The sequence below is a fragment of the Mycobacterium bulgaricum genome, from assembly GCF_041287165.2.
Classification (GTDB): Bacteria; Actinomycetota; Actinomycetes; order Mycobacteriales; family Mycobacteriaceae; genus Mycobacterium; species Mycobacterium bulgaricum.
Window position 1 is genome coordinate 603,154 of record NZ_JBGGKV020000002.1, and the last position, 18,026, is coordinate 621,179.

Annotated in this window: 16 protein-coding genes; 6 read left to right on the top strand and 10 right to left on the bottom strand. The window is 66.0% G+C overall.

From position 1 onward, the window contains the following. Nucleotides 1–14: 14 nt before the first annotated feature. The 4 genes from ACAG24_RS09475 to ACAG24_RS09490 all read right to left on the bottom strand — a co-directional run bounded on the left by ACAG24_RS09475 (nt 15) and on the right by ACAG24_RS09490 (nt 4,712). Nucleotides 15–1,472, bottom strand: coding sequence for a serine/threonine-protein kinase (locus ACAG24_RS09475; RefSeq protein WP_370472086.1), 1,458 nt, complete (start codon nt 1,470–1,472; stop codon nt 15–17). A 123-nt stretch (nt 1,473–1,595) separates the two neighbouring features. Further along, nucleotides 1,596–2,564, bottom strand: coding sequence for an alpha/beta hydrolase (locus ACAG24_RS09480; RefSeq protein WP_370472085.1), 969 nt, complete (start codon nt 2,562–2,564; stop codon nt 1,596–1,598). A 38-nt stretch (nt 2,565–2,602) separates the two neighbouring features. After that, nucleotides 2,603–3,991: a WS/DGAT/MGAT family O-acyltransferase gene (locus tag ACAG24_RS09485; protein WP_370472084.1), complete on the bottom strand. Its 1,389-nt coding sequence runs from the start codon at nt 3,989–3,991 to the stop codon at nt 2,603–2,605. A gap of 58 nt (nt 3,992–4,049) precedes the next feature. Further along, nucleotides 4,050–4,712 (bottom strand): TetR/AcrR family transcriptional regulator, encoded by a 663-nt coding sequence (locus ACAG24_RS09490; protein ID WP_370472083.1) that lies wholly within the window; start codon nt 4,710–4,712, stop codon nt 4,050–4,052. Nucleotides 4,713–4,891: 179 nt separating this feature from the next. On the opposite strand from ACAG24_RS09490, the gene ACAG24_RS09495 reads away from it, so the two are divergent. Genes ACAG24_RS09495 through ACAG24_RS09510 form a run of 4 tightly spaced genes read left to right on the top strand, consistent with a single transcriptional unit; the run spans nt 4,892 to nt 8,965 of the window. After that, nucleotides 4,892–5,317, top strand: coding sequence for an MmpS family transport accessory protein (locus tag ACAG24_RS09495; RefSeq protein ID WP_370472082.1), 426 nt, complete (start codon nt 4,892–4,894; stop codon nt 5,315–5,317). Continuing rightward, on the top strand, nt 5,314–8,199 hold the full coding sequence (locus tag ACAG24_RS09500; RefSeq protein ID WP_370472081.1) for an MMPL/RND family transporter: 2,886 nt from the start codon (nt 5,314–5,316) through the stop codon (nt 8,197–8,199). The genes ACAG24_RS09495 and ACAG24_RS09500 overlap by 4 nt, the downstream gene beginning before the upstream one ends. After that, entirely contained in the window at nt 8,196–8,498 is a 303-nt protein-coding gene (locus tag ACAG24_RS09505) for a DUF732 domain-containing protein (protein ID WP_370472080.1), read from the top strand. Before ACAG24_RS09500 ends, ACAG24_RS09505 begins: the two co-directional genes overlap by 4 nt. 23 nt (nt 8,499–8,521) lie before the next feature. Then, nucleotides 8,522–8,965, top strand: a complete 444-nt coding sequence (locus ACAG24_RS09510) for a DUF5078 domain-containing protein (RefSeq protein ID WP_370472624.1) — start codon at nt 8,522–8,524, stop codon at nt 8,963–8,965. A gap of 65 nt (nt 8,966–9,030) precedes the next feature. On the opposite strand, the gene ACAG24_RS09515 is transcribed toward ACAG24_RS09510, so the two are convergent. The 5 genes from ACAG24_RS09515 to ACAG24_RS09535 all read right to left on the bottom strand — a co-directional run bounded on the left by ACAG24_RS09515 (nt 9,031) and on the right by ACAG24_RS09535 (nt 15,028). After that, complete coding sequence (locus ACAG24_RS09515) at nt 9,031–9,804, bottom strand: hypothetical protein (RefSeq protein WP_370472079.1); 774 nt, start codon at nt 9,802–9,804, stop codon at nt 9,031–9,033. Next, nucleotides 9,792–10,280 carry a hypothetical protein gene (locus ACAG24_RS09520; protein ID WP_370472078.1) on the bottom strand — a complete coding sequence of 163 codons (489 nt, stop codon included), beginning with the start codon at nt 10,278–10,280 and terminating at the stop codon, nt 9,792–9,794. The genes ACAG24_RS09515 and ACAG24_RS09520 overlap by 13 nt, the downstream gene beginning before the upstream one ends. A 192-nt stretch (nt 10,281–10,472) precedes the next feature. Then, entirely contained in the window at nt 10,473–12,818 is a 2,346-nt protein-coding gene (locus tag ACAG24_RS09525; protein WP_370472077.1) for a CocE/NonD family hydrolase, read from the bottom strand. 264 nt (nt 12,819–13,082) lie between these two features. Continuing rightward, nucleotides 13,083–13,286: a cold-shock protein gene (locus ACAG24_RS09530; RefSeq protein WP_270716109.1), complete on the bottom strand. Its 204-nt coding sequence runs from the start codon at nt 13,284–13,286 to the stop codon at nt 13,083–13,085. Between the two features lie 386 nt (nt 13,287–13,672). Beyond that, entirely contained in the window at nt 13,673–15,028 is a 1,356-nt protein-coding gene (locus ACAG24_RS09535) for a cytochrome P450 (RefSeq protein ID WP_370472076.1), read from the bottom strand. Nucleotides 15,029–15,107: 79 nt separating this feature from the next. Between ACAG24_RS09535 and ACAG24_RS09540 the strand changes: the two genes are divergently transcribed. Continuing rightward, entirely contained in the window at nt 15,108–17,303 is a 2,196-nt protein-coding gene (locus tag ACAG24_RS09540) for an MMPL family transporter (RefSeq protein WP_370472075.1), read from the top strand. A gap of 92 nt (nt 17,304–17,395) precedes the next feature. Then, nucleotides 17,396–17,770 (top strand): ATP-binding protein, encoded by a 375-nt coding sequence (locus ACAG24_RS09545; RefSeq protein WP_370472074.1) that lies wholly within the window; start codon nt 17,396–17,398, stop codon nt 17,768–17,770. Here ACAG24_RS09545 and ACAG24_RS09550 read toward each other — a convergent pair. Beyond that, nucleotides 17,767–18,006, bottom strand: coding sequence for a DUF6480 family protein (locus ACAG24_RS09550; RefSeq protein WP_370472073.1), 240 nt, complete (start codon nt 18,004–18,006; stop codon nt 17,767–17,769). The two genes, ACAG24_RS09545 and ACAG24_RS09550, sit on opposite strands and share 4 nt — an antisense overlap. Nucleotides 18,007–18,026 lie beyond the last annotated feature (20 nt).

Consider the following 18,026-nt stretch of genomic DNA (forward strand, 5'->3'; position numbering starts at 1 on the left):
GTCGTCCTCCCCTGTCAGCTCGACGAACCGTACTCCAATGCCGGCTCGGCCGAATCCACACTGCCACCGCTCGAAATCGTCAACTCATCCGGCTGCACGTCATAGCGCGCCCCGTCCGACCCGGTCACGGTGAACCCGTCGCCTGAACGACGCGCGCCGTCGATCTCGCGGTTCGCGCCGTCACGCAGCCGCTCGCCGCGGTAGTAGAAGTCGCCGGAGTCCCGCTCGCAGATGATCGCCAGCGACAGCGACGTCCGGATCAGCGCCGCGGGCGTGTCCCCGACGTCGCAGCGCGCCGTATGTCCTACGAAGCCTTGCGAATCCGTGCCCGACACGCCCTCCACCGCGGACGCTGTTGTCGTAGTGGAAGGCGCCTGAGACGACGTCGACGGCGCCGAGATCCGCGGCTGCGGATCGGGTGAGCCTCCGCCGAACACCAGCACCACCGCGAGAACGATTGCGACAGCAAACAACCCGATAATCGCGGCCACCAACGCCGCCTGACCCCGTCCCGACTTCCGCGCCGGAGCGGCAGGACGAGCGACGGGTGGCGGTGTCTGATACACCGCCGAGTACTGCCGCGTCGACGGCGGCGTTACCGGAGCCACCGGGGCCACCGGTTCGGCCATCACGGGGGCGTCCAGTGCGGCGGCCGCCGCCCGCGCCAGCTCGCCCGCCGTGGCGTAGCGGTCCTGCGGCTGCTTGGCCATCCCGCGCGCAATCACGTCGTCGAACGCACGCGGAATCCCGCGCCGCATGATGCTCGGCCGCGGGGCCGGCGCGAACATGTGCGCGCTCCACACCTGCCGAACGTCGCCCGCCTCGTACGGCGCGCGGCCCGTCAACGTCTCGTACAGCAGGCACGCCAGCGAGTAGATGTCCGACGCCGGACCGCCGCGGTCGCCGTTGAATCGTTCCGGCGCCATGTACGCGCTCGACCCGACGACGAGCCCCGTCGACGTGACCGTGGATTCTCCGCCGCCGTGCGCGATGCCGAAGTCGACCAGGTACGCGAAGTCCGTCGACGTCAGCAGCACGTTCTCGGGCTTGATGTCGCGGTGGATCAACCCGTTGGCGTGCGCGTCATCAAGGGCTGACGCGACCTGCTCGACAATCGACACCGCACGCGCCGGCGGCAGCGCCCCCACCGCGCGCAGCGCGTCCTTGACGCTCTCCCCTTCGACCAGGCGCATGTCGATGTAGAGGACGCCGTCGATCTCACCGAAGTTGTGGACCGGGATGACATGCGGTTCCTGCAGGCGCGCGGCGACCCGCGACTCCCTGCGGAACCGCTCCTGGAAACTGTGGTCGGCCGCCATCTCGGGTCGCAGCAGCTTGATCGCGACCATGCGTTCACGCAGCGTGTCGTAGGCGCGGTACACCTCGCCCATTCCCCCGACCCCGATGACCGACCGCAGCTCGTACGGCCCGAAACGCGTCCCGAGACGAGAGCTGCCATTCCGGGTGCTCACATGCGATCCTTCCGTCGTTGACCGGCGGCGACGAATGAGACTTCCCGGTTCGCGGCACGTGTAAGCGCCGACCTGCGACGGGATTCGCCGGTCTACGACGGTAATGGCTATTCCGGCAGACCGCTAAAGCCCCAGATCACTGCGGAGATTCGCGTATTCACGCTGCGCGTCGGGCAGGAAGCCGAAGATCACCCAGTCGTGGATCTGCTTGTTGCGCAGCCGGAACGTGAAGTCCGCACCGGCTGCCAGGGCTTTCTGCTGCAGCACCAGCACGTCCGGCGTGCGCAGATCCAACGATCCCGCGTAGACGGTCGTCGGCGGCAGGCCGTCCAGCGACCCGTAGATCGGGCTGGCCAGCGGGTGAAACGTGCCGGTCGGGTCGTCGTCACTCTCCAGCCCCTTCGACCACCACAGCCCGTTGCGCTTGCTGCTGCTCACGCTGAGGATCGGGTCGTCGACGAGCGCGATGTTCGGATTGCTCGCACTGGCATCCAGCGCCGGCGACAGCAGCACCATGCGGCCGGGCAGTATGCCGTCGAGACACGCCGCGTCTCCGGCACAGCGCGCGACCAGCTGCTGCGTGGCCGCCAGCGCGATGGAGCCGCCCGCGGAGTCGCCGAGCACCGAGACGTTGTCCCTGCCGTGCAGCGCGACCTGGCCGGCGATGAAGTCGGCCATCACCGGCACGACGGTCTTGGCCGTCCCGCCGGTTCCCTCCTCGTTGGCCAGCTTGTAGAGCGGCACGACGACCGTCGCGCCGGTCCTGCGAGCCAGGCTGGCGTAGGTCGACCAGTGGAACAGGCTGGCCGTCGAGATGAACGATCCGCCGTGCACACCGACGACGACCTCGTCAGTCGCGTTGCGCCGCGGCGCCAGCGTCCACGTCTTCCAACCCTCGTACTCGCCGCTCGTCACGTCGAGGCCGGCCCGGACGAAGAACGGCGGGATGCCGTCGGTGAAGAACGGGATACGGGCGCTGGTGCCGTTGAGCTCGATGCCGAACGCCTGCAGGACGGGTTTGATCAGCTTGAGGCCGGTGGTGAAGACGGAGCCGACGAGCGACGGCGGACCCGTCAAGTCGTCCTCTGACACGGCGCTCGTCGAATCCTTGTTCCCCACAGACGCGAGATTCAGCAGCGGCTGAGCAGTTCTTTGAGCTCGAGTTCGAACCTGTCGGCGAGATCCCACAGGTCGTCGGCCAGTTGCGGGCACGAGATGATGCCGACATTGAGCTTGTCGCCGAGCGAGAACACGGTGATGTTGAGCCCCGACCCGTGGAAGATCGGGCCGAGCGGATACAGCGCCTTCACCTTCGCGCCGGCGCTGTACAGCGTCTCCGACGGTCCGGCGACGTTCGAGATGACGACGTTGTGAATCGCCGTGTTGGCCAACGGGGTTCGCGCGAGCAGGCCGAACAGCGTGCTGAACATGGTACGCGTGATGCTTTGCGCCAGGTCCACCATGACCGTCGGCCCCAGAGAGGTGCTGTGTTCCTTTGCGCGGGTAGTCGATTCGCCGATTGCCTGCAGCCGCTTCCACGGATCCTCGATGTCGGTGTGCAGGTTGCAGAACATTCCCGACAGCTGGTTGCGGCCCGGCCGATCCGACTGGCCGTGCACCGACGCCGGCACCACCGCGATCAGCGGTTTGGACGGAAGTTGGCCGCGGCCTTCCAGGTAGCCACGCAGCGCCCCGGCGCACAGCGCCATCACCACGTCGTTGACCTTCACGTCGCCCTTGTTCTTGACAGTCTTGACATCCTCAAGGTCCAACTGCGCCAACGCAATCGAGCGCTCGGAGGTCAGTCGCGCGTTGAACGGCGTCATCGGCGCCGAGAACGGCGCCGCCATCGCGATGCCCGACACCGCGCGGTTGACGGTCTTGGCGACCAGCGCCGCCGTCGCGGGCACCACCCGGGTGGTCACATGCCAGGGCATCGTGACGACGCGCCACAGCCCGTCCGCCGCGATCTCCAGCGCCGACGCCTGACCGGGTCCGTCCACCGGATCGGGCGGGTCCGCGTCGGGCTCGGTATCGAGCAGCTTGCTCAGCAGCGTGGCCGCCGAGACGCCGTCGACCGCGGCGTGGTGCACCTTCAGCATCAGCGCGAGAGGTCCGCCGTCTTCGGGCCTGGTGCCCCCGACGCCTTCGATGACCCACATCTCCCACAGCGGCTTGGTGCGGTCCAGCGCCACCGACGCGATACGCCCGCACACGGCGGCCAGTTCGTCGCGGCCGCCGGGCGCCGGAAGCGCGATGCGGTTGACGTGGCGGGAGAGGTCGAAGTTCTTGTCTTCCACCCACACCGGATGATCGACGTTCAGGTCGCTGTCGGCGAGCACCATGCGGAACTCCGGGATCGCCGGCACTCTCGTGGCCAGGCTCTCGCGGAAGCGCTCGAAGCTGTACCCGCCCGGGACCGTCGAGGTGTCGAGCTCTGTCACCGAGCAGACCTGGATCGGCACGGTGGCCGACTCGCTGTACAGAAGGCCCGCATCGAGACCACTCAACCGCTCCACCAGCCCGGCGTACCCGTTGTGACCGTCGTCTCAAACGGGCGTTTGCCTCGGCAAGCGGCTACGCCTGACCCGCTCCCGGCTGCCACGTCGACATCGCCGCTTCCATCTCGTCCTCGCTGAGCGGAGCCACCGGCAGCGGTGCCTGCCCCGGCTGGCAGCGCAGCCCCTGCAGCAGCACGGCGACGTAGCGCCGCCACAGATCCGCCGACACCTCTCCGGCGTATTCACTCACCGCGCCCGCCATCAGTCCACACAGCGGCATGTCGGTCGCGGACACCTCGGGTCGCAGATAGCCGTCCCGCTTGGCGCGCTCCACGAGCTGGGCCACCCGCGGATGCAACCGGGTCCGTCCGGCGTCCACCCGACCTCCGCAGTGCGCCCTGCTGAAGGCGATCTCCCGCAGTCCGCGGTCCGTGGCCGTCATCTGGCACATCTGCCACATCCACCAGGACAGCCCCTCCCACGAGTCCTCGTACTCCAACGCGGTGTCGGCGAGGCCGACGAGCTGATCGATGCCGTCTTCGAAGATCGCCTCGAACAGCGCCTCTTTGGTGGGGAAACGCCGGTACACCGTGCCGACACCCAGGTTCGCGTGGTGGGCCACCTCGTTGAGGGTGGCATCCAGCCCACGGGTGGCGCACAGATCGCGGGCGGCTTCGATGATGCGCCGCCGGTTGCGCTCGGCATCCTTGCGCAGGCCACCGCAGGGTTTGTCAATCACGGACGCCAGTTTAGTGACGTCCCTTACCAAAACGCCACAACCGGATTGACTCTATCCACTTGCAGGCTTAGATTTTCCTGAGTCAAGATCGCCGGCCACCTGGCGGCTCGCGGTATCCCTCACCCGAAAGGCATGACCTTGCCTGCAGTACTCGCGCGCCCAAAATCGTTGATCCTCTGGTGATTACCGTTGTGAAGCGGGTCTGGTTACCCGTCCTGATCGTCGTCGCCGTCGCCGTAGGCGGGTTGGCCGTCTCGAACCTCCGCTCAGTTTTCGGTTCCCATGGCGCCGTCGTTACACCGATCGATGCCGACACCGCGGAGAACTTCAACCCTAAGGTCGTCACCTACGAGATCTTCGGTACCGGTTCCGCCGCGACCATCAACTACGCCGACCTGGACGGCAAACCGCAGCGCACGGGCGAAGTGAGTCTGCCCTGGTCGCTGACCCTTGAGACCACGTTGCCGTCCGTGATGCCGAACATCATGGCCCAGGGCGACGGTCAATCCATCACCTGCCGCGTCACCGTCGACGACGAGGTCAAAGACGAAAGGACGGCAACAGGGATGAACGCCGCCACCTACTGCCTGGTGAAGGCCGCATGACGACCGACACCGACGAGGCGCGCACCGACGCGCTCCCCCGGCACGCGGCCGTCAAACGTCCGATGCTGCCCCGCTTCATCCGGATGTTCGCCATTCCGATCGTGCTGGCCTGGATCGCGATCGTCGGCCTGCTCAACACTGTCGTGCCGCAGCTCGAAGAGGTCGGCAAGCTGCGCGCGGTGTCGATGAGCCCCAACGACGCGCCGTCGCTCATCGCGACCAAGCACGTCGGCGAGAAGTTCGAGGAATACGACACCAGTAGCTCGGTCATGATCGTCCTGGAGGGCGAGAACGCGCTGGGGCCGGACGCGCACGCGTACTACGACGAGATCGTCCGCAAGCTCAACGCCGACCCCACGCATGTGCAGCACGTGCAGGATTTCTGGGGCGACACCCTTACTGCCGCCGGCGCGCAAAGCATCGACGGCAAGGCCTCTTACGTGCAGGTCTACATTGCCGGCGACCAGGGTGAGGCGCTGGCCAACGAGTCGGTGCAGGCCGTCCGCGACGTCGTCGACGGAACGCAGGCTCCGCCGGGTGTGAAGGCGTACGTCACCGGGCCCGCCGCGCTGACCACCGACCAGAACATCGTCGGCGACGCCAGCATGAAAACCATTGAGGGCGTGACGATCGCGATCATCATCGTGATGCTGCTGATCGTCTACCGGTCGGTCGTCACGACGATTGTCACGATGGCGATGGTGTTCATCGGGCTGCTGTCGGCCCGCGGCATCGTGTCCTTCCTCGGCTTCTACGAAGTCTTCGGACTGACCACCTTCGCGACGAGCATGGTGGTGACGCTGGCGATCGCCGCGGCCACCGACTACGCGATCTTCCTGATCGGCCGCTATCAGGAAGCCCGCCGCTCCGGCATGGACAAAGAGTCGGCCTACTACGACATGTTCCACGGCACCGCGCATGTGGTGCTCGCATCCGGCATGACGATCGCCGGCGCGACACTGTGCCTGCACTTCACCCGGCTGCCGTACTTCCAGAGCATGGGCATCCCGCTCGCGGTCGGCATGACGATCGTGGTGGCCGCGGCATTGACGCTGGGGCCCGCGCTGATCTCCATCGTGACCCGGTTCGGAAAGGTGCTGGACCCCAAAGGCAAAGGCCGTGCCCGCGGCTGGCGGCGGCTCGGCGCCGCGACAGTCCGCTGGCCGGGCGCCATCCTCGTGATGGCTGTCGTCACGTGCATGGTCGGCCTGCTGGCCCTTCCCGGCTACCACACCACCTACAACGACCGCATCTACCTGCCCAGCGACGTGCCTGCCAATATCGGTTACGCCGCCGCCGATCGGCACTTCTCGGACGCCAAGATGAACCCCGATCTGGTGATGGTCGAAGCCGACCACGACATGCGAAACCCGGCGGACTTCCTGGTGATCGAGAAGATCGCCAAAGCCCTTGTGCGCGTGCATGGTATCGCGTCGGTCACCACGATCACCCGCCCGGACGGCAAGCCGATCAAGCACGCGTCGCTGGCCTACACGGTGAGCCAGAGCGGCAACGGCCAGATCATGAACAACGACTTCCAACAGACGGTGCTGGAGAACACGTTGCAGCAGGCCAACGAGATGCAGGTGACCATCGACTCGATGACCAAGATGCAGAGCATCACGTTGGAGCTCGCGGATGTGACCCGTCGGATGGCCGACAAGATGCAGGACACCTCGGCGAACCTCAACGACGTCCGCGACCATCTCGCCGACTTCGACGACCAGTTCCGGCCGCTGCGCAACTACTTCTACTGGGAGCCGCACTGCTTCAACATCCCGATGTGCTGGGCGCTGCGGTCGATCTTCGACAGTCTCGACGGAATCGGCACGATGGCCGACGATTTCAACGAGCTGGTGCCCGACATCGAGCGGATGGCGCAGCTGACGCCGCAGATGGCCGCGTTGATGCCGGCGATGATCCAGACGATGAAGAACCAGAAGCAGATCATGCTGAACCAGTACCAGGCTCAGAAGATGCAGCAGGATCAGAACATCGCCATGCAGGAGGACAGCACGGCGATGGGCGAGGCGTACGACACCGCCCGCAACGACGACACCTTCTACCTGCCGCCGGAAGCCTTCGAGACCGCCGACTTCCAACGCGGCATGAAGCTGATGATGTCGCCGGACGGAAAGGCGGTGCGCTTCACCGTGTTCCACCAGGGTGATCCGCTGACCGAGGACGGCACGGAGCGCATCGAACCGATGCGCGTCGCCGCCGCCGACGCCATCAAAGGCACCCCGCTGGAAGGCTCGACGATCTACGTCGGCGGCAGCGCGGCCATGTACAAGGACATGCAGCAGGGCGCCGACTACGACCTGCTGATCGCCGCGGTCGCGTCGCTGATCCTGATCTTCCTAATCATGGTGATCCTGACCCGGGCCGTCGCGGCGGCTGCCGTCATCGTCGGCACCGTCGTCCTGAGTCTGGGCACCTCGTTCGGTCTGTCGGTTTTGGTGTGGCAGCACATCATCGGCATCCCGTTGAGCTGGATGGTGCTGCCGATGTCGGTGATCGTCCTACTCGCCGTCGGCGCGGACTACAACCTGCTGTTGGTGTCGCGGATGAAGGAGGAGATCCATGCGGGCGTGAACACCGGCATCATCCGGTCGATGGCCGGCACCGGATCCGTCGTCACCGCAGCAGGATTCGTGTTCGCGTTCACGATGATCGGCATGATCGTCAGCGACATGATCACCATCGGTCAGGTGGGCACCACCATCGGCCTGGGCCTGCTGTTCGACACGCTGATCGTGCGGTCGCTGATGACGCCGTCGATCGCGGCGCTGATGGGCAAGTGGTTCTGGTGGCCGACGCACGTGCGCCCGCGGCCGAAGCCCAAGCCGTGGCCCACAGTTGCGCAAAAGGTGCCGGCATGAAGCGGCTCATGATCGGTCTGGCCGCTGCCTCGATCCTGCTGGCACCCAACGCCTCCGCCGATGTCGACACCGATTTCGCGGCCCAGATGCAGGCCGTCGGGATCTACGGACAGAAGGACTACAACGCATGGCTGGCGAAGATCACGTGCAAGCGGTTGACCACCGGAGTCGATGCCGACGCCCGCGCGTCTGCCGAGTTCCTGTTCGGGAACCTGGACGCAAACACCGAACAGGTGTGGCAGTTCCTCGGCGCGGGGCTTCGCGCGTACTGCCCCGAGCATCTGGCGAAGCTGTCGTGAGCGCCCACAACGTCCGGTGGGCGATGCGGGCACTGCTGCTGATTGTGGCGGCGGCCATGGTGGCGGCGTTGTCTGCGCCGAGGGCTTTCGCTGATTCGACCGAGGACTATCCGATCCCGCGCCGCATCATCCACACCACCTGTGACGTCGAGCAGTACCTGGCCGCGGTGCGTGACACCAACCCCGTGTACTTCGAGCGCTACATGATCGACCGCAGCAACCGGCCCGCCGACGTGCAGCAGATGGCGTTCGACCGCATCCACTGGTTCTTCTCGCTCGACCCGGTGGGTCGCCGGCAGTACTCCGAGAACACCGCCACCAACGTCTACTACGAGCAGGTGGCAACGCGCTGGGGCAACTGGGCCAAGATCTTCTTCAACAACAAGGGCGTGGTCGCCCACGCCACCGACGTCTGCATGAACTACCCGCGCGGCGACATGTCCGTGTGGAACTGGGTCGTCCGCTGACCACCGAAACTGAGGCTATGCAGCGAAAGTGCGAGTAGGGCCGTGCACAGATTCAGTTTCGGCGACTAGGTGAGGTCATACTGGCCCTGCCGAAGGCGTTGCAGGGCACGGTCGTCGACCAACTCGCCCCGGTCCTCGGGATGCCTCCAATAGTGGCGCACCATCCAGTAGAGGGCAGCACCACCCGGAACAAACACATTGGCATTGCCGATGACCGCTTCGTCGCCGTTGCGCAGACGCAGGACCACCGGGCGATGCGCCCTCATCGACTCGGCGTGTCCGCACACCTCGACGACATCGTCCCATTCGAAGAGCATCGTTTTCATCACGTCGGCGTTCTCCACCATGGCGGGTGTGAGCGTGACATGACCGACCCCACCTCGCCGCCACGCCCGGACCAGCCCGGTGATCACAATGACGAGGAGCACCGCGGCACAGATGGGCCAGAACACCCGCAGAGCGCGCGTTGTCGCGAAATCGATGGCGCCCATGGGTGCGAAGACAACAAAAATCAGGGTGCTCGGTATCGTCGCGACCACGCCCGCCAGGATCAGCACGCTGAAAACCCGGTCCGGCCGCAGCGTCAAACCTGTTCTCTCGCTGTCGATCTGCGGAACCAATCGACCCGCCATGACCAGCCCGGCCACAAGAGCCAGGAGTAGCAGAAAGGCCGCCCACCCCACGGACACGGCCGTGGTGAGATAACTGCCGTGCAACGCAGCCGCGGCACCCAGGACGGAGTAGACCCCAGCGACGACGAAGGACAGCAGCACCAGGACCCAGCCGATACCTTTACTGCGTCGCCAGTCCGGTGGATCGGGCAGCTCTAATAGGGACATACGACGTCTCCGAGGAACTGACCTAGCTTCGCCCCGCCGAACGTGCCGATGCCGCCGAGGATGATCGCGCCGGCAGGCACCGTCAAAGGCGCGAGCGGTCCACCCAGAGTGCCTGCTGCCGCACCTAATTCGACGCCGCCCCAGCCACCTCCACCGCTGACGACGCCGGCGACGAGCGCAATGCACCTGTCCTTGCCCGAATCGGTTATCACCATGTCGAACACGGTGGTCGCCGCGGTCAGTGCGGGTCCGCCGAACTTCATCGTCTTGCCGATGTTGTCCACCGACTCCGCGGTGAGCATCGGCAGCGAACCGCCTCGGGCGATGTGCTTCTCCAGTCCGCCCATTACCGTTGTCATCTCGCTCTGTTCCTGCAGGGCCAGCGCCTGCAACTTCGCCATCTCGTCCTGCGAAGCCATCACCGGATCAATCAGCACCACCCACTGGTCGGTCACATTCAACGGCCCGCTGTCCACCGCGTCTGCTTTCGCGAGCAAAGCCGACCTCGCCGCGCCGATTGCCGTAGCGCAAGGTCGAACGAGACGGCAACACAGGACCCATTGTCTCCGATGCCACGCACCCCTGGACGCACCAATTCCACCGCGAGACTGAACCTACGCAGCGAAAGTCCGAGAGAACCGCTGCGTAGCTTCAGTTTCGGCGAGAAATTACGCCGCGACGACCGGCTCCCCGGCAGCGGCACCGTCGGCGGCACGCGTCGGGAGCTCGACGCTCAGCTCCTCGATCTTGATGGCGCCCCACGAGTAGTAGTTGATGAACTTTGCAGTCGACGTCACGATCTGCACCGTGAGCGACTGCCCCGGCTGCAGCGTGTGCGCAATCTGCTCCAGGGAGAACGTGGCCGTGTGGGATTCGCCGTCGAGCGTCACCGGGATCGGTGTCGCATGGTTACCCAGCACCAAACCTGTTTCGTTGTCGACGATTTGGGCGTACACGTGCTTGGCCGTGCCATCTCCGGTGTACTTCATCGTCACCACCGGCGCACCCACGACATGCGTCAACTCCTCGACCGGCGGGACATCCAGGTCCACCGCGTTGTACGCCGCGGCGGCCGACGGCAACCCCAGCAGCGCCGCGATCAAACCGCGCGTGATGATCAACGGATTCGGGCCAGATCCGAACAGCGCCGGGATGATCGGCATCACCCTGCTGCCCTCTTCCCGCGTCGCCACGATCGGCGTCGACTCCGTCGCGGGGTACGTCTCGTCGCTGTGCCAGACGCCCTTCTGGTCGACCCACTCGAATTGCGCTCCGGTGTCGACGTTTTCGTTGCCCTTCACGTACCGGTCCAACCAACTCAAGGTGCGGCCGATGACGAACTCGCCGTCGTTGAAGTCGCTCAGGCACGCACCATGGCCGCCGCAGTACCAGATCACCTTGGTCGTCGTGCCGGCCTCGATCAGGGCCAGCGCGTTCGTGTGCGCCTGGTCGAGCGTGAACAGCGTGTCCACCGTGCCCTGGATCAGCAGCGTCGGCGCGGTGATGTCCTTGATCTGGTCGTCGAAGCCCAAGCTGTTCACCAGCTCGATGTCGGCCGGGTCGGCGATCCCGAACAGCACACCCTGGATGGCGACCGGGAAAATCCGCGGATGTTCACGCGCGAACGTCAGCGCCAACACCGCGGGAAGCAGTGTGCCCCAACTGCTGTTGACCGCATCGCGCGGAAACAGCACGTCCACCAGATTGTTCCAGGCGATCGTCGGAACGATCGCGTCGACGCGGTGATCGATTGCCGCCGTGGCCAACTGGATGCCGCCGCCGTAGGACGCACCGGTCATCCCGATTCGCGGATCATTGATCGCGTCGAGCTGCACCTCCGGCAGCGTCGACAGGAAGCTGATGATGTGCGACATGTCGCGGCCCTCGAGATCGGGCGAGTTCAGGTGCATCACACCCTCGGATCGCCACTCGCCGCGCGGATCCCACGTGACGACGTTGTAGCCGTTCTGGCGCAGCGTGCCGACGCCGACGACATCGTTGGGCAGGAAGCTGTCGACCGGCAGCTCCAGCGCCGTCGACCCCGGCAATCCCAGTCCCGGGCCGTTCAGGATCGTCGGGGCCGTCTCCCCCGCCTGAAGCCCCTTGGCCGGCATGAAGTTCACGAAGATCCGCGTCCCGTCGAAGGACGTCACGCGGTAGTTGCGCGCCCGCGGGGTACCCGGCGGTGCCCAGTGATCGATCGGGAAACCGATGACGGGGTGGATGATGTCGCCGACGAGCGGAATCACGTGCACCACACCGACAATCGGCGTCACCAGCAGCGGTCCGAGAATCGGGATCCGTTGCAGCCACTCCAACGGCGGCGTCCACTCCTCGACCGTGACCCCTTCCGGGATCGGATACTGGGTCGCCTCGGACTCGGCCAGGCTCGACGAGACCTGCGCCCCGACGGTGGTGGGGGACTCGTTCGTCGCCTCGCGTCCCGCCGCCAGAATCGAGCTGAACAACGTCGCCAGTCCCGGCAGCACCGGATCTTCGGGGTCCTGGGCCGGAACTGCGGACAGCCCGCCGGAAAGATCCGTCGTGACGGTCTCGACGGGGACCACCTCTGCGACGGTGGGTGTTTCCTCGACGGGCTCGTCGGTGACGACGACCTCGGGGGCAGCAGGCTTCTCGACGACTTCGGGCGCTTCCTCCGTCGGCGCCTCGTCCGCTACCGGAGCGTCCTCGACGACCTCGGCGTGTTCCTCGTCGTCCGTAACGGCTTGCGGCTCTTCGGTTTCGTCGAGATCGCGCTTGCCGCGGTGGCGGCGGTCGGAGGGCTCGTCCTCGGCGGCGGGCTCCTCGGCCTCCTCGGCGTCGGCCTCGGGCTCTGACACCGAGGTATCGGGAGCGGACATTTCCGTGGATTCGGATGAGGTTTCCGCGGGCTTCGACTCGGATCCGGCGACGTCGTCGGCGTAGGCAACACCTCCACCCGCGAAGAGTGCGGCGCCGATTCCCAGCGCGACCGCCAACCCACCGACCCGACCCACATAAGCTCCCGCACCCATGGACTAAATGTTTACCCTGCGTAAACAGTCCTACGGAAGGGGCAGGGCAAATTTCCTACTATTGAGTCAGTTCGAATCACGCCGGGCGACGAATTCCGCCAGCGAATCCACGATCTGGCTACGGATTCGTGAAGCCACGGCCGCCTCGAACACGCAATCCTGACTCGATGGGCTCAAACATGTTGACGGCCTTCAAGATCAATGGCCGCAAAGCAAGTGGGCTGGTAGGAAATCCCTACCAGCCCACGTATTTGCTTGAGTCTCTTAGATCTTGTTGACCCGCACAGCCTGGGGGCCCTTCTGGCCCTGCTCCACCTCGAACTCGACGCGCTGGTTCTCCTCGAGCGACCGGTATCCGCTCCCTCCGATTTCGGAGTAATGAACGAACACATCCTTGGAGCCGTCATCGGGGGCGATGAAGCCGAAGCCCTTTTCGCCGTTGAACCACTTCACAGTTCCCTGCGCCATACTTTTTCTTCTCTCATTTTCATTTGGATGTCAGACGGACATCCGCAGATAGGCTAGCACGCGCAGATCACCAGGCCAGAGGCCAAATCACGAATCCGTCGACTCGGAATTCGTGCCGCCCAACGACTCCCGAATTCGCGGTCAGGCCGACGGCGAATCCACTGATCCGGGTTTGGATGGACCATCGGAGAAAACGGGCAATTGCACGCCTTCTTCGGCGGCATCGCGGGGCGCGCTGGGCTGTGCGACCGGGCGGTGTGAAAACAGGTCAGACGATTCCATGGGCATGATCCCTTGAGTGGTGGGGGCAGACCCGGACGAAGGTCCGAGTGCCGATGTCGCGTCGCTGCAGAAACCAAGGCTGCGGACTCGACCTGTCGCCGACCTTACACGCGGCCTCGGACAGGACGTTGCACCGGACACGACGGGGCGTCGTCTACGACGAGGTTGTCCGCGGGACGTTTCGCCGTCACGCGGATCTGCGCGCCGCGGTGCGGCACGAAGATGACGTGCTTGAGTCGGCGCCGCTCGCCGCGAGCAGACGTGGTCTGCAGCTCGACGCGGCGCAGGATCTCACGCAGCACGACACGGAACTCGACCATCGCGAACGTCGCACCCAGGCACCGTCGATTGCCTCCGCCGAACGGAAGATATGAGGACGGGCTCAGGGTCGCACCGATCATCCGATCCGGATCGAACCGGTCGGCGTCCGGATACACGCCCGAGTCGGCGTGCACCAGCACCATCCCGGGGATCACCATCACCCCAGCAGGCAGACGATGGCCGGCGATCTCGACAGCCTCCTTCAGCACCCGGCCGACATCGAACACCACGGGCCGGATCCGCAGCGTCTCCTTCGCGACCGCGTCGAGGTAGTCGTCGTCTCCCTCGCGGGCGGCGCGTACGGCCCTGGCCAACTGCGCCGGATGCCGGGTCAGCCGCTCCAACGCCCAGGACAATCCCGTCGCCGTGGTGTCATGCCCGGCAACCAGCAGGGTCATCAGCTGGTCGCGCAGCTCCTTGTCGGTCATATCGCCCGCGCGTACCAGCATCGACAGCGCGTCACTCCGATCAGCGAGGTCGGGGTCGGCGTGACGGTCGGCGATCTCGTCGTACAGGAGCCGATCGGCCTCGGCGATGGCGTCACGCATCGCATGCCACGGCCGCCAGCCGAGCAGCGCCTCGTTCGCCAGCGCAACGGTTTCCCATGGACCCACACTCAGCACGCGCGGCATCACCTCGCGCAACGCGGCGAGCCGCACCGGATCGCTCGCACCGATGACCGTGCGCAGGATGATCTCCAACGTGATCTCGGCCATCTTCGGCGCCGCCGGGAACGTCCGCCCCACCGGCCACCCGTCGATGTTGTCGGCGGCCACCTGCGCCATCACCGCCGCCTGACCCGTGACGGCGTCACGGGCGAACGGCGCCAGCATCGCCCGGCGGCGGTCGCGGTGCAGGTCGTCGTCGACGACGAGCACAGAGGTGTCGCCGAGCAGCCCTTTGAGCATCGAATTCGCTTCTCCGGCATGGAAGATGCGCGGGTCGCCGGCGAAGACGGTCTTGATGTCGGCGGGGTCGGTGACGTAGACAGCCGTGCCCATCCCGGCGACCTGCAGCGTGAACGTCGATCCGTAGCGGCGTTTGCAGGCAGTGATGAAACGCGGACCGCATGTGAGCATCAGCAGCGTCTGCACCCCGGCGGGCAGACGGGGGCCGGGAGGCAATGACGTCGTCGTCATCGCCCCAGGGTACGAGGCGTCGCCCAGATCACATCGGCCTTCAGGCGTAAACCCATCCCGATCGGGCATAGGGGTGCACATGTCGCGATTTCTGTTCACTCTCGGCGCTGCGAGCTTCCGCCGGCGCTGGCTGGTTGTCGGTACGTGGCTGGCCGTCCTTCTCGGTGTCGCGCTCGCGTTCGTCGGCTTCCGCGGCGAGCCCAGCGACAACTTCACGATCCCCGGGACCGAGTCACAGCGTGCGGTCGAGCAACTGCAGCAGAACCTTCCCGACTACAGCGGCGCGCAGACACAGATCACGTTCGCCGCGCCCGAGAACCTCGCCGTGACCGATCCGCGCTTCACCGCGCCGATCGACCAGGCCATGCAGAAACTCAACACCCTCCCCGACATCGCCGCCGCGGCCGGCCCCAACCAGACCAGGCAGGTTTCGCCGGACGGGCGGATCGCGCTGGGCACCGTGCAGTGGAAGGCGCCGATCGGCGAGGTCAGCGACGCGGCACTGAACGAGCTGGAGAACGCGATGAAGCCGGCGCAGGACGCCGGTGTCCAGGTCGAATACTCCGGTGCGGTGTTCCCCGGCTACAAGGTCGCCGTCCCGCACCTGCCGGAGATCATCGGCATCGGCGCCGCGTTCCTGATCCTGCTCATCACCTTCGGCGCGGTCGTCGCGGCCGGTCTACCGATCGTGACTGCGGCCATCGGTGTGGGCATCGGCGCCCTCGGCATCTTCGTGGTCGCCGCATTCGTCGACATGCCCACGGCCTCACTGTCACTGGCGTTGATGCTCGGACTCTCGTGCGGCATCGACTACGCGCTGTTCATCTTGAACCGTTACCGCAACAACCTGCTGCTGCTGATGCCGCGCCAGGAGGCGGCCGGCCTGGCCGTCGGAACCGCCGGTGGCGCTGTCGTTTTCGCGGCTCTGACGGTGATCATCGCGCTGTGTGGCCTCGCGGTCGTCGGCATTCCGTTCCTGACCTACATGGGCGTCGCGGCCGCGGTGTCGGTGCTCATCGCGATGCTGATCGCCCTGACGCTCCTTCCCGCGTTGTTCGGGTTCGCCGGAGGCAAGGTCGCCAAGTTCATCGAGCCCCCGCTGCAGCCCGGCCGTCCCAAGGAAGTTGCCCAGGTCGCGGCCTACACCCCGCAGCGCACCATGGGCGCGGCGTGGGCGCGCTTCGTCGTGCGGTTCCGCAAACCGCTCCTCGTCGGCGGTTCCGCGGTGCTGATCGTCATCGGATTGCCTGCGCTGGGGATGCAGCTGGGCCTGCCGAGCGGTTCGTCGCAGCCCGAGTCCAACACGTCGCGCCAGGCCTACGACCTGACCGCCGAGCACCTCGGACCCGGATTCAACGGCCCTCTGCTCGTCGTCGCCGACCTGACCAACGCCGCACCCAATGCGGCACAGACCATCGCGTCCAACATCGGACGCGAGGACGGCGTTGTCGCCGCGGCACCGGCGGGAGGGGACCAGCGCACCGCCGTCATCCAGGTGATTCCGGAGACCGGGCCCAACGACCCCGCGACGGCCGATCTCGTCCGGCAGATCCGCGCCGACCGCGACGCGATCGAAGCCGACACCGGCGCGACGTTCCTCGTCGGCGGCAACACCGCGTCCAACATCGACACCTCCGACAAGCTGGCGACCGCACTGCCGATCTTCCTGGTCGTGGTCGTCGGCCTGGCGTTCATCCTGCTCACCATTGCCTTCCGCGCGGCGCTGGTGCCGATCACGTCGATCATCGGCTTCCTGCTGTCGGTGTTCGCAGCCATGGGCGTGCAGGTCGCGATCTTCCAATGGGGTTGGGGGGCAGACCTTCTCGGCGTCACGCCGGGTGAGACGATCAGCTTCCTTCCGATCATCGCACTGGCCATCATCTTCGGCCTGTCCAGCGACTACGAGGTGTTCGTGGTGTCGCGGATCAAAGAGGAGCTCTCCACCAGCGGTGGTGATGCGCTGGCCGCCGTCCGCAACGGTGTCGGACTGTCCGCACGCGTGGTGACCGCCGCCGCCCTGATCATGTTCGGCGTGTTCATCGCATTCCTCGCCGCGGGGGATCCGATCATCAAATCGGTGGGCCTCACGCTCGCGGTGGGCGTGTTCCTCGACGCGTTCGTCGTCCGGCTCACGCTCATCCCGGCGATCATGGCCATGCTCGGTGACCGGATGTGGGCGCGCTCGAAGTGGTTCGACAAGTACGTGCCTGATCTTGACATCGAAGGCACCGCACTGGAATCCGCGCATAAGGGTCGTGTCACAACTTCGGTTTGAGGCGTCTAGTGCGCCTCAGAGGTGGGTACGCAGACAGCATGAGCATGACAGCGGTGGTGTCACCCACCTCAGAGCAACTGACAGTGAGGGGGGTGGCGACCGCCGCTAGTGCCGCGCAGCTACGCGATCAATTCGCTACGTGGCTCCGCGAACAAGGCGTCTCCGCCCTTCAGACGAACGAGATCCTGCTCGCCGTGTACGAAGCCTTGGCCAACTGCGTCGACCACGCCTACGCCGACGATCTGACGCCGGGCACCATGGCCCTGCGCGCCGACCTCGAGCCGGCCGGCGGATGCCTCAGCATATGCGTGACCGACCACGGGACCTGGCGCCAGCCGGGACCGTCGCGCCCGCGCGACCGGCGCGGACGCGGCGTAGCTCTGATGCACGCGATGGCAGACCACTGCACGATCAACGGCCGGGAAGACGGAACGACGGTCTGCCTCGACTACCGCTGCCGTAACTAACTGAGCAGCTGCACGACCAGATAGACCGCGACCGATGCGAAGAGCAGCACGAAAAGCGCAACGAGCACGAACGTCACCACCGCTCGCGGCGTGAGATTTCGCCCCGCTGCGGGATCGCGATTCGCCGTGGCGCTCGTCTGGGCCGAATCCGGCGGCGTATCGCCGGGACGCACACCCCCCGCGCGATCCACGCCTGGGTCTTCTTTCGGATCCGGGTCCGGGGGTAAAGCGGTCATGGCGCCTCAGTACCCGTGGC

Excerpts from the sequence above, each read along its gene's own strand:
- ACAG24_RS09500 (WP_370472081.1), top strand. The coding sequence starts at position 5,314 with ATGACGACCGACACCGACGAGGCGCGCACCGACGCGCTCCCCCGGCAC.
- ACAG24_RS09550 (WP_370472073.1), bottom strand. The coding sequence starts at position 18,006 with ATGACCGCTTTACCCCCGGACCCGGATCCGAAAGAAGACCCAGGCGTG.
- ACAG24_RS09505 (WP_370472080.1), top strand. The coding sequence starts at position 8,196 with ATGAAGCGGCTCATGATCGGTCTGGCCGCTGCCTCGATCCTGCTGGCA.
- ACAG24_RS09525 (WP_370472077.1), bottom strand. The coding sequence starts at position 12,818 with ATGGGTGCGGGAGCTTATGTGGGTCGGGTCGGTGGGTTGGCGGTCGCG.
- ACAG24_RS09535 (WP_370472076.1), bottom strand. The coding sequence starts at position 15,028 with ATGACGACGACGTCATTGCCTCCCGGCCCCCGTCTGCCCGCCGGGGTG.
- ACAG24_RS09530 (WP_270716109.1), bottom strand. The coding sequence starts at position 13,286 with ATGGCGCAGGGAACTGTGAAGTGGTTCAACGGCGAAAAGGGCTTCGGC.
- ACAG24_RS09510 (WP_370472624.1), top strand. The coding sequence starts at position 8,522 with ATGCGGGCACTGCTGCTGATTGTGGCGGCGGCCATGGTGGCGGCGTTG.
- ACAG24_RS09515 (WP_370472079.1), bottom strand. The coding sequence starts at position 9,804 with ATGTCCCTATTAGAGCTGCCCGATCCACCGGACTGGCGACGCAGTAAA.
- ACAG24_RS09540 (WP_370472075.1), top strand. The coding sequence starts at position 15,108 with ATGTCGCGATTTCTGTTCACTCTCGGCGCTGCGAGCTTCCGCCGGCGC.